The sequence below is a fragment of the Sphingomonas sp. S6 genome, assembly GCF_043498045.1.
Lineage (GTDB): Bacteria > Pseudomonadota > Alphaproteobacteria > Sphingomonadales > Sphingomonadaceae > Sphingomonas.
The window spans coordinates 52,005-63,273 of sequence record NZ_JBIEOE010000015.1 but is presented as its reverse complement, the minus strand read 5'-3'; the positions used below and the strand labels follow the sequence as shown (position 1 = coordinate 63,273).

Here is an 11,269-nt window from a genome sequence, read left to right as displayed (position 1 = left end):
AGCGGACCTTCATCGTCATCCCCGCAAAGGGGGCGACATCATCTCGGAATCAGGGGGCGAGTAATTCTCGGAACAGGGGGGCGGCATCATTTCGGAATGAGGGGGCGGCTTCCCTCGGAATCAGCACACTGACGAAGGCGGGGCACGCGGTCACGCTACTCGAAGCCCAGCATCGGCTGCTCGCCCGGGTCGCAGGGCCCGAACTGTCGACCTTCTTCGAAGCGGAGCATCGTCGGCACGGTGTGGACGTTCGCTTGGGCGCGGTAGTCGATTGCATTGAGGGCAGTGCAGGGCGGGTTTGTGGCGTGCGCCTCGGCGATGGTTCGATGCTGCCGTGCGACATCGTCGTCGTCGGCATCGGCATCGTTCCCTGTGCCGAACTCCTGCGTGACGCTGGGGCCGACGGCGAGAACGGTATTCACGTCGATGCGTCCTGCCGGACCTCATTGCCCCATGTCTATGCCATAGGTGACCTCGCAGCGCAGCGCACCGCGTTCGCCGATGGCCGCCGATTGCGGATCGAATCAGTTCAGAACGCGCATGACCAGGCAGGCGCTGCTGCCCGATCGATCATGGGCCTTCCGCTGCTCGCACCCGCGCCGCCGTGGTTCTGGTCGAACCAATATGACCTGAAGCTGCAGACAATCGGACTGTCGGTCGGTTTCGACGCCATCGTCGTGCGCGGCAATATTGCGATGCGCAGCTTCTCGGTCGTCTATCTCGATCGCGGGCGGGTCATCGCCCTCGACTGCGTCAACGCCACTCGAGATTTTGTCCAGGGCCGCCATCTCGTCGCGCGTCGCATGCGCATCGATCCAGCCAGGCTAGCGGACCTCGATGCCGCACTGTCCGAACTTGCAAATCCAAAACCGGATACACATCATGCCTGAAATCACCGTTGAGCGCCGTGACGGCACGGTCGAGCATATCCCGGCCGAGACCGGTCTTTCCGTCATGGAAATCATCCGCGACGCCGGCATCGACGAACTGCTGGCGCTGTGTGGCGGATGTTGCTCCTGCGCCACCTGCCATGTGCATGTCGCGGCGGACTATCTGGCAATGCTGCCCCCCGTCGGCCGCGACGAGGACGAGCTTCTCGATGCTTCGCCGACACGGGACGCGACGTCCCGATTGTCGTGCCAGATCGCGATGACGGCGCGGCTCGACGGCTTGAATATCCGCATCGCAAGCGAGGACTGAGTTCTGGCCAAGCCGTTGGTCAGAGGGACGTTACCTCAACGGTCAGATGTTCCAGTTCGTGCACAGGCCGCAGCCGACGCCGGATTTCGCTCGTATCGATGTTGCCCGTCGCGGCGACACCGACGATGGCGGATCGCGCTTCGGGTCCGACCCGCCAGACGTGCAGGTCGATGATCTTCGCGTCGCCGATCTCGACGAGCTCCCGAACCTCCTGAGCGACATGGTCGTCGGTCTGGTCGAGCAGAACGCTCGCGGTATCGCGCATCAGTGACCACGACCAGCGTGCGATCACGATCCCGCCGACGATACCCATTACCGGGTCCATCCACACCCAGCCAAGATAGCGACCGGCGAGCAGTGCCGCGATCGCCAACACGGACGTCAGCGCATCGGCGAGAACATGAACATAGGCAGAGCGCATGTTGTTGTCGCCGCCATGGGCATGAGCATGGGAATGATGATCGTGGGCGTGATGAGGGCCGTGGTGATGGCCATGATCGTGCCCATGCCCATGCCCGCCCGACAGGAGGAAGGCAGAGGCGATGTTCACCAGCAAGCCGACTGCTGCGATCCAGGTCGCCTCGCCGAACGCTACCTGGATCGGTTGGAAAAGGCGCAAGATTGACTCGACGCCGATCCCCAGCGCGACAAGGCCGAGAACCATTGCAGATGCGAAGCCTGCGAGGTCGCCGACCTTGCCGGTTCCGAAACTGTAGGTGCTGCTATGCGCATGACGCTTCGCATAGGCATAGGCAGCCGCGGCGACACCGAGCGCGCCGGCATGTGTTGCCATATGGAAACCATCGGCAAGCAACGCCATCGAACCAGTGAGATACCCCGCGGCAATCTCCCCGACCATCATCGCCGCCGTTAGCAGGACGACCCACCTGGTCCGACGCGCGTTTGCATCGTGCGCTGCACCAAGGAAGACATGGTGGTGCCGGAGATGGTCCGTGTCGTCGAGAGCCGACGCCGAAGCGCTCATTTGGTGTACCTCCGGATGACGGTCATGAGGTCGTCGGCACCTTTGCGCCGTTCCTCTTTGGACAGGGCGTCGTCGGCGACGTGTGCCTGAAGATGTTCGACGATGATCTCGTCGAGCAGCCCGTTGACCGCACCCCGTACCGCAGCGACCAGATGGAGGATCTCCGCGCAATCGGCTTCCGCTTCCAGCTTTCGTTCGACGGCATTCATCTGCCCGGTGATCCGCTTCACGCGGGCGAGCAGCGCATCTCGGTTGTCGTTGATATGCGCCATTATCTCTCCTCGCTCGGTCGTGTCTTACGGCCACGGCTTTGAACTAGCATCCGCTGAAGACATAGAGTAGGGGGGTAGCCTATGCAACGGGATTGATGTTGATGCGCTCGCCTTGTGTCGAACTTTGCGGTTTCGATGCCCGCACCGGTTGGTGTCAGGGTTGCGGGCGTTCCCGTGAAGAGGTCAGACGCTGGCGCAACCTGCGGCCCGGAGACGCGCGACGGGTGATGCGCGAACTGCCGCTTCGCCTGACGAAGCTCGCCGCCCGCCCTGCCAAGGAAGGTTCACGCTAATGCTCTACCTCGCCCTCAAGGCGCTCATCTCCGGGATCCTGATTGCGGTCGCATCCGAAATGGCCAAGCGGTTTCCTGGCTTTGGCGCATTGATCGCGTCGCTGCCCCTTGTCTCGGTGCTCGGCATGATCTGGCTGTGGCGCGACAAGCCCGACGCCGAGAATATGGCAGCGCATGCCGGGGCAACCTTCTGGTACGTCCTTCCGTCTCTGCCAATGTTCCTCCTCATTCCTGCCTTGCTGCGGTCCGGGTTGCCGTTCTGGCTGGCGCTGACCCTTGGGTGCATCCTGACGATCGTGCTCTACTCGGCGATGACCCTGCTGGCCCCGCGGTTCGGGCTTCGCCTCTGAGATGAGGTTGGTGCATCATTCCGGTCGTTCACTGCTCGGCGCCGTGCTGGCTTTGGCCGCCATGCTTGGGCTGATCGGCTTGTCGGGGTGGCACGGAGCAGTCGTCCACGACGATGATCCGATACATGCGGTATCGATCAGGCATAGCCACGACGCCCCTGAGAAAGCCGATCCCGACGCACCGATCCATGTACTGGCGCACGCGACAGGTCACTGGATAGCCGTCGCTGAGGCTTTCTATTCTCCCCGGGCGATCCTCGTGGCAGATCGGGGGTGGGCAATCGGCATCGCTTCCCTGCGCGGCGGTATCGATCCTTCCGAATTGCTTCGACCTCCACGGCGCTGAGCCAGTGCTGGCGCTGATCGCGCCGACAGGTTCACCCGTGCAGGAAGAAGATTATGAACGGCACTATTCGCCGGCAGCGTGAGGTTGCGCTGGCCGGTATGCTGGCGGTGCTATGCTCCGTTGGCACGGCAGGCGCACAGAACGCGCCGCCCTTCGCCCAGCTTTTGCGCCAGGCCCAAAGCGCACCTCGCTTGACCGCCCTCGACGCGGATGTCGCCCGCGCCCAAGGGCTTGCCGAGCAGGCGCGCGCGCGGCCAAACCCTTTCATCAACGTATACGCTGAAAACTTCGCCGGTGATTTGCAGAACAACGCACGTAATCAGCAGCAGACTACCTTTCAGATCGATCAGCCAATCGAACTGGGTGGCAAGCGGTCCGCGCGGATTGCGGCCGGGGAGGCCGGCATCGCTGCGGCACAAGCGCGGAACCGGGATGGGCGGCTGCTCTTCGCCACCGAATTGGCGCGCGCTTATGCGGGTGCTGAGGTCGCAGACCGCCGGATCGCGCTTGCCGAGGATGAGGTGGAGGAAGCCACGGCCGATCTGAAGGTCGCGCGCGCCCTCGTCGGTGCCGGCAAGGAAGCGCGGCTGCGCCAGCTCCAGGCGGAGACCGAACTCGGCACGCTGGAGGCCGACCTGGAAGTTGCCCATGCGCAAAAGACTGCGGCGCTTGCCCGGCTTTCGGCGCTGGCAGGTTCGTCGACACCGTTTACCGGACTTGGCGAATCCCTCCTCGATCGGATGAACGCCCGGCCGCCGAGCGGACCGGTCGATCCGCTGCAGGCCACGACGGTGAAGGTCGCCGAGGCGGAACGTGAGGCGGCAGCGCGTGCCGTTACTGTTCAGCAGCGATTGGCCGTCCCCAACGTCACGGCGCAGCTCGGCGTCCGCCAGCTTCGCGTCGCGAGTGGTCCGGCGGTTGTCGCCGGTGTGACGGTGCCGCTGCCGTTCTTCGATCGCAACCGCGGCAATATCGCTGCTGCGAGCGCCGATCTTCAGGGTACTGAAGCGCGTGCAGCCGCAGCCCGGCTCGAAGCAGAAACCGGCGTGCGCGCTGCGCTTACGCTGGTGCAGGCAGCCGACAGACGGACGGCCGCCGCGCAGCGAAACATGCGGACTGCCGAGGAGGCATACCGCCTTGCACGCATCGCCTATGAGGCTGGCAAGGCACCACTGATCGAGTTGCTTGCCGCCCGTCACAATCTCGGCGCCGCCAGAGCCGTCATCCTCGACGCCGATATCGCCCGTCTCGACGCGCGCGCCAACCTTGCCCGCCTGTCGGGCCTCAGCATCACCGGAGAAGCGGTCCAATGACCGGAAAAAATCGCCTTTACGCCGGAGCTGCCATCGGGCTGGTCGCGGCTGCCGCGCTGGGTTTCGGCGTCGCCCGCCTTACCCAGTCATCCATGCCTGCACCGGCGCCGACGGAAGCCGCATCGCCGGCAGCGCCGAACGGCAGGCTGGTCATTACGCCGCAAGCTATTGCGACGTCGCAGATCACGGTGACCCCCGCTGCGTCAGGCGAGCTTGATGCAGCGGTCGTCGCTTCTGCCACGGTCGAGGCCACGCCCGACGCGGAAGCGGTGCTGACTGCCCGCGCACCTGGGACCGTGACCCGCATCTATTCGCGGATCGGTGATCCCGTCCGGGTCGGCCAGACGCTGGCACTGGTCGAGAGCCGTGATGCCTCGCAGATCGTCGCGGACCGGGCGTCGGCATCCGCGCGCGTGACGCTCGCCCAGCGCCAGCTCGCCCGCGAACGCACGCTGCTCGCGCAAGGCGTCAGCCCGCGTGCCGACTATGAGTCCGCACAGGCCAGCCTCGCGGTGGCTCAGGCCGACGCGCGCCGTGCCAGCGCCGCAGCTGGAGCCGCACGCGTTACCAGTGATGGCCGCTCCGTGGCGATCGTCAGTCCGATCGCCGGCCGCGTGACCACGGCCGCGGCCAACCTTGGCCAGTATGTCGCGGCGGAAACCGAGCTATTCCGGGTCGCCGATCCACGTCGCCTACAGATTACCGCCAACGTGCCTCCGTCCGACGCGATGCGGGTTCGCACCGGCGATTGGGTTCAATTGACCACCAGCGACGGCCGCAGTGTCGAAGGCCGCGTCCGCGCGGCGACCGGCGTCGTCGATCCGCAATCCCGCACGGCGACGATCGTGGTGACGCCGACTGCCGGCACCAGCACGCTCGCGCCCGGACAGCTCGTGCAGGCGCGCATCCTTGCCAGCGGCGGTGCGACCAGGGGCGACGTCACGGTTCCGCAGGATGCGGTGCAGACGCTGGGCGATCGGACGGTGGTCTTCGTCCGGACGCCGCAGGGTTTCAGGGCGCAGCCTATCCGCATCGCCAACCGCTCGGGCGGTATGGTCGCGGTTGCCGAGGGGATCAGTGCCGGCACGCAGATCGCCACGACCAACGCCTTCCTCATCAAGGCCGAACTCGAAAAGAACGTGGGAGGCGAGGAATGATCGAGCGCATCCTAGCGACATCGGTCCGCCTGCGATGGCTGGTCGCATTCCTGACCGTCGTCGTCGTCGCGTTCGGCGCATGGCAGATCACCAGGCTGCCGATCGACGCGGTGCCGGACGTCACCAACCGTCAGGTGCAGATCAGCACCTTCGTCCCCTCGCTCGGCCCGGTCGACGTCGAAAAACAGGTGACGTTTCCCGTTGAGACGGCACTGGCCGGCATTCCCGGGCTGGAGATGACGCGCTCCTTCTCACGCAACGGCTTCAGCCAGGTGACGGCGGTCTTCACCGACGCGACCAGCATCTATTTCGCGAGGGCGCAGGTCACTGAACGGCTCGCCCAGGCCAAGGACAGCCTGCCCGCCGGCGTCCAGCCCAACCTCGCACCGCTCAGCACCGGGCTGGGCGAAATCTTCTTCTATTCGATCGCCTTCCGTCATCCCGACGGCAAGGGCGTTAAAGCGATCGACGGCAAACCGGGCTGGCAGTCGGACGGCAGCTATCTGACGCCGGAGGGCGAGCGGCTGACCACCGAACTCGCGAAGGCCGCCTATTTGCGCACGGTGCAGGACTGGATCATCCGGCCGCAGATGCGCAACGTGAAGGGCGTCGCAGGCGTCGATTCCAACGGCGGTTACGTCAAGCAGTACCTGATCGAGCCCAACCTCAATGCGCTTGCGTCCTACGGTATCTCGATCACCGAACTGGCCGATGCGATGGAGCGAGCGAACGTCTCGGCAGGCTCGAACTATGTGCGCCGCGCGGGCGAAAGCTTCCTTGTCCGTGCCGACGCGCGCCTGAAGTCGATCGAGGATATTCAAGAGGCGGTCGTCGCCACGCGCAACGGCGTGCCCGTGCGGGTGAAGGACGTGGGGCAGGTGACGATCGGCGGTGCGGTTCGCACGGGTTCGGGCAGCCGCATGGGGTCGGAGGCGGTCATCTCGACCGTGCTGATGCTGGTCGGCGAGAACAGCCGCATCGTTGCGACCGCGGTCGGAGAGAAGCTGGAGCAGATCAACCGGACGCTGCCGCCCGACGTGTTCGCAGAAGCCGTCTATAACCGCTCGAAGCTCGTCAACGCGACGATCGCCACCGTCGAAAAAAATCTGGTCGAGGGCGCCTTGCTCGTCATCGTCGTCCTCTTCCTGTTGCTCGGCAACGTTCGCGCCGCGCTCATCACCGCCGCGGTCATCCCGATCACGATGCTGATGACGGCATCGGGCATGAATGCGTTGGGCGTATCGGGCAATCTGATGAGTCTCGGCGCGCTCGACTTCGGCCTGATCGTCGACGGGGCGGTCATCATCGTCGAGAATGCGCTGCGCCACCTCGCCGAGCGTCAGCACGCCGAGAACCGCCTGCTGACGCTGGAAGAGCGACTGGAAACGACCGCCGTATCGGCGAAGGAGATGATCCGGCCAACCGTTTTCGGGCAGCTCATCATCTTCCTCGTCTTCGTGCCGCTGCTCACCTTCCAAGGCGTTGAAGGCAAGACGTTCTCGCCGATGGCGACGACGCTGATGATCGCGCTGGCCTGTGCCTTCGTCCTGTCGCTGACCTTCGTGCCGGCGATGATCGCGATCCTCATCAAGGGGCGGGTCAGCGAGACGGAGGTGAAGCCGATCCGCTGGTTCAAGGAGCGCTATGCGCCGCTCCTAGCGAAGGCGATCGCCCGTCCGCTGCCCTTCATCGCGGGCGGCGCCGGCGTGTTCGTCGCGGCGGTGTTCGCCTTCGGCTTCCTCGGCGAGGAGTTCATGCCGCAGCTTGACGAGAAGGACATCACCGTCACCAACTTCCGCGTGCCTTCGGCCTCGATCGACCAGTCGACGCAGATGCAGATGCGGATCGAGGATGCGTTGAAGACGCTGCCCGAGGTGGCGCTGGTCTTCTCCAAGAACGGCAATGCCGACCTCGGTACCGACCCGATGCCGCCCAACGCGTCCGACACCTACGTTATCCCTAAACCAGAAAGCGAATGGCCTACGGATGTGACGAGCAAGGAGGACATCCTCGCTCGCATTGAGGAGCGGATGAAGAGCGTCATCGGCAACCGGACCGAAATCCAGCAGCCGATCCAGATGCGCTTCAACGAATTGATCGCCGGCGTCCGCGCTGACGTGGCGATCAAGCTCTATGGCGACGACCTCGACGCGATGAGCACACAGGCACAGAAGATCGCGAACGCGGTCCGCACGATCCCCGGCGCCGGGGACGTGAGCGTCGAGCAGACCGACGGCGCGCCGACCTTCGACGTGCAGATCGACCGGCAGGCGGTCGGACGGCTCGGTCTCTCGGTCGAGGAGGTAGCGAACACCGTGTCGGCCGCACTTGGCGGCCGGGAAGCCGGGCTGTTGTTCGAGGGCGATCGACGCTTCTCGGTGGTGGTGCGTCTGCCCGACGCGCAGCGCGACGACATCGATACGCTGGGAGCGATCCCGGTCATGCTGCCGACGGCTGAGGGCCAGACCGCGCGCTCGATCCCACTGCGCGAGGTGGCACGGTTCAACTACACACAGGGGTTGAACCAGATCAGCCGCGAGAATGGCAAGCGCATGATGACCGTGCAGGTCAACGTGCGCGGGCGCGACCTTGGCGGCTTCGTCAAGGAGGCCGAGGCCCGCATCGATGCAATGCAGCTTCCCGCCGGGATGTATACCGGCTGGGGCGGCACCTTCGAGAGCCTGCAATCGGCGCGGCTGCGCCTGATGTTGGTGGTGCCGATCTGCTTCCTTGCGATCTACGCGCTGCTCTACATGGCACTCGGCGGCTTCGTTCCGGCGCTCATCGTCTTCTCGGCGGTGCCGATGGCGCTGGCAGGCGGCGTATTTGCGCTCTTGCTGCGCGGTATTCCCTTCTCGATCACCGCTGCGGTCGGGTTCATTGCCTTGTCGGGCGTCGCTGTCCTCAACGGCCTCGTCATGATGGGCGCGATCCGCAAGCATCGCGAGGAGGGCGAGGACGATGACAGGGCCATCGCTGACGGCGCGATGGAGCGGGTTCGTCCCGTCCTGATGACGGCGCTGGTGGCATCGCTGGGCTTCGTGCCGATGGCGCTTGCCACCGGCACGGGAGCCGAGGTGCAGCGTCCGCTCGCCACGGTCGTCATCGGGGGGCTCGTCACGTCGACCGCGCTGACGCTGCTGGTGTTGCCGGCGATCACCGCATGGGCATCGCGCTTGCAACGACGGCGCAGGGCAGTCGAACCAGCCCTCGACTAGATAAGTGCTGCCAATCGCTCGAACCGGCGATTGGCAGCACCCCGCTCAGCGACCCGCGCTACCGAAAATTACTCGGCAGCTCACTTCATCCTCTTCTCTCTGTCTTACGGGCTGGAAGTCAGCGTCCGACGACATTTTCAACAGCCACGTCCGGTTGTGACACCAGCGCGCAGCCCGCGGTTTCCGCGAAGTTATGGGTGTCAGAAGTCCACGTCAGATCGTCTGTGTTAGGAATGACCGGCCATCCGATGCAGGCTCACCATCTGCACTTTGTTCATACCTGCCGGGATGAATAGGCGTCCGCTTCTGGGAAAAGGACAAATGCTGGTGAATGACCGCAATTGGGTCTTATTAACCCCCATGAGTTCCGATGCCGGTCGGCCCCTCAATGACCTGGCGGACTTTGGTGGCGAGTTCCCGCCGCTTGTAAGGCTTCTGGATTAGCTCAAACTCCGATCCGCGCGCATCTACCCGCTCGATCGAGGACTCTGCATAGCCAGTCGTCAAAAGCACGCGCATACGCGGCCTGCGGCGTTTCACCTCCCGCGCCAGCATGACCCCGTTCATGCCTCCTGGCATGATGAGGTCGCTGAACAGCAGATCGACATGCTCGGCACCATCGAGGACCGCGAGCGCCTCATTGGCATCCTGAGCGCGCAGGACAGTGTAGCCGAACTCTGACAACACGGTCTCCGCATAGTCGCCGACATCGACCTGATCCTCGACGACGAGCACTGTTTCACTACCACGCTTGTCGGCGAGGGACCGTGGTAGCGGAGCACCGGTCGGATCCACCTTGGCGTTCGCACACGGGAACAGCATGGAGACGGTGGTGCCTTGTCCTTCCTCGGACACAAGCTGGAGCAGGCCACCGGACTGTTTCATGAAGCCATAGACCATGGAGAGGCCAAGCCCGGTCCCCTTGCCCTGATCCTTGGTGGTGAAGAAGGGCTCAGTCACCCGCTTCAACACCTCCGGTGACATGCCCGTGCCCTCGTCGGTGATCGCAACCGAGACATAGTCGCCGGGCGCAAGCTCGCTGAAGTCGCGATCACCGGCTTCGATCTGTCGGTTGCCCACATGGATCTTGATAGTGCCGCCATTCGGCATCGCGTCGCGGCCATTCAGCAGGATGTTGATGATTGCGAGCTCGGCCTGGGTCGGGTCGATACGCGCATTGCACGTCTTTTCCTGATGTTCGATCTCGACCTTCACGACACCGCCGGCCGTACGCTCGATGAGGGGCTGCAGCTCATCAATCAGGTCGACCAGGTTGACGACACGACCTTGCAGCTTCTGACGTCTCGAGAAAGCCAGCAACTGCTGGGTCAGCGTCGCTCCACGCTCTGCGGCCTGCATGACGGCATTGATCGAGCGAGCCGCACGCTTTCGGTCAAACTCACCCTCGCCCTCAATCTGATTGCGTAGCACATCGCCAAAGCCCTGGATCACAGTCAGCAGGTTGTTGAAGTCGTGCGCAACGCCGCCTGTCAGCTGGCCGACCGCCTCCATCTTCTGCGCCTGGCGAAGGCCCTCCTCGGCATCGCGTCGCCGCGTGACATCGAGCTGTGAGGCAAAGAAATAGATCAGCCGATTGTTAGCGTCGAAAACCGGCGAAATGAACAGCGCATTCCAGAAGGCGGCACCATTCTTCTTATAGTTGAGGATCTCGACGGAGATTTCCTGCCGCCGCTCGATGGCGCGGCGAACCTCCGCAACCGTGTCGCGGTCGGTATCCGGACCTTGGAGCAAGCGGCAGTTGATGCCGACCAACTCGTCCCAGCCATAGCCGGTCATGTTGATGAAGGCGGGATTGGCAAAGACGATCGGGTTGTCGGGCTGGTTCGGATCCGTGACGATCATCGGCATGCGCGTCGTCTTCACGGCGGCAAAGAAGATGCTGTTGCTGTCGTCTCCCATGTCGTGGTTCGCATCGCCAGACAGATGGGGCGGTGGGCCGCCGGGTGGCGTCTCGGAGGTTTCGTCGGTCATGTCGGTCCGGCTCAGGAGGAAGGCATGCCCCGAAGTGCCGGCCGCCTCGTAAAACTGCCACACATTAGGAACGTTCCCGTCACGATGATAGGACAGGAACCTTGTCTTGGTTACTCCGGTAGATGCCCGTCTACCGCTTCGTT

At 64.1% G+C, this 11,269-nt stretch carries 11 protein-coding genes; 8 read left to right on the top strand and 3 right to left on the bottom strand.

Annotated features, from left to right (window positions below):
- On the top strand, positions 1-890 hold an 890-nt coding region (locus ACGVWT_RS16445; protein WP_394427332.1), incomplete at its 5' end, for an NAD(P)/FAD-dependent oxidoreductase.
- Positions 883-1,200 carry a 2Fe-2S iron-sulfur cluster-binding protein gene (locus tag ACGVWT_RS16440; RefSeq protein WP_394427329.1) on the top strand — a complete coding sequence of 106 codons (318 nt, stop codon included), beginning with the start codon at positions 883-885 and terminating at the stop codon, positions 1,198-1,200. The genes ACGVWT_RS16445 and ACGVWT_RS16440, both read left to right, overlap by 8 nt.
- Positions 1,201-1,219: 19 nt before the next feature.
- On the opposite strand, the gene dmeF is transcribed toward ACGVWT_RS16440, so the two are convergent.
- The gene (gene dmeF, locus ACGVWT_RS16435; RefSeq protein WP_394427325.1) at positions 1,220-2,185 is read right to left on the bottom strand and encodes a CDF family Co(II)/Ni(II) efflux transporter DmeF; all 966 of its coding nucleotides are present in this window, start codon (positions 2,183-2,185) and stop codon (positions 1,220-1,222) included.
- Positions 2,182-2,457: a metal/formaldehyde-sensitive transcriptional repressor gene (locus tag ACGVWT_RS16430; protein ID WP_394427322.1), complete on the bottom strand. Its 276-nt coding sequence runs from the start codon at positions 2,455-2,457 to the stop codon at positions 2,182-2,184. The genes dmeF and ACGVWT_RS16430 overlap by 4 nt, the downstream gene beginning before the upstream one ends.
- 95 nt (positions 2,458-2,552) lie before the next feature.
- Here ACGVWT_RS16430 and ACGVWT_RS16425 point away from each other — a divergent pair, with 95 nt between their 5' ends.
- Genes ACGVWT_RS16425 through ACGVWT_RS16400 form a run of 6 tightly spaced genes read left to right on the top strand, consistent with a single transcriptional unit; the run spans position 2,553 to position 9,134 of the window.
- Positions 2,553-2,750, top strand: coding sequence for a DUF1289 domain-containing protein (locus tag ACGVWT_RS16425; protein WP_394427319.1), 198 nt, complete (start codon positions 2,553-2,555; stop codon positions 2,748-2,750).
- Complete coding sequence (locus ACGVWT_RS16420) at positions 2,750-3,100, top strand: DUF3147 family protein (RefSeq protein ID WP_394427317.1); 351 nt, start codon at positions 2,750-2,752, stop codon at positions 3,098-3,100. The genes ACGVWT_RS16425 and ACGVWT_RS16420 overlap by 1 nt, the downstream gene beginning before the upstream one ends.
- Before the next feature lie 10 nt (positions 3,101-3,110).
- Positions 3,111-3,446: a hypothetical protein gene (locus ACGVWT_RS16415; RefSeq protein WP_394427314.1), complete on the top strand. Its 336-nt coding sequence runs from the start codon at positions 3,111-3,113 to the stop codon at positions 3,444-3,446.
- Between the two features lie 53 nt (positions 3,447-3,499).
- On the top strand, positions 3,500-4,759 hold the full coding sequence (locus ACGVWT_RS16410; protein ID WP_394427311.1) for a TolC family protein: 1,260 nt from the start codon (positions 3,500-3,502) through the stop codon (positions 4,757-4,759).
- Positions 4,756-5,916 carry an efflux RND transporter periplasmic adaptor subunit gene (locus tag ACGVWT_RS16405; RefSeq protein WP_394427309.1) on the top strand — a complete coding sequence of 387 codons (1,161 nt, stop codon included), beginning with the start codon at positions 4,756-4,758 and terminating at the stop codon, positions 5,914-5,916. The genes ACGVWT_RS16410 and ACGVWT_RS16405 overlap by 4 nt, the downstream gene beginning before the upstream one ends.
- Positions 5,913-9,134, top strand: coding sequence for an efflux RND transporter permease subunit (locus ACGVWT_RS16400; protein WP_394427306.1), 3,222 nt, complete (start codon positions 5,913-5,915; stop codon positions 9,132-9,134). Before ACGVWT_RS16405 ends, ACGVWT_RS16400 begins: the two co-directional genes overlap by 4 nt.
- 351 nt (positions 9,135-9,485) lie before the next feature.
- Here ACGVWT_RS16400 and ACGVWT_RS16395 read toward each other — a convergent pair whose 3' ends face one another.
- Positions 9,486-11,126, bottom strand: coding sequence for a histidine kinase famiy protein (locus ACGVWT_RS16395; protein ID WP_394427303.1), 1,641 nt, complete (start codon positions 11,124-11,126; stop codon positions 9,486-9,488).
- Between the last annotated feature and the right edge of the window lie 143 nt (positions 11,127-11,269).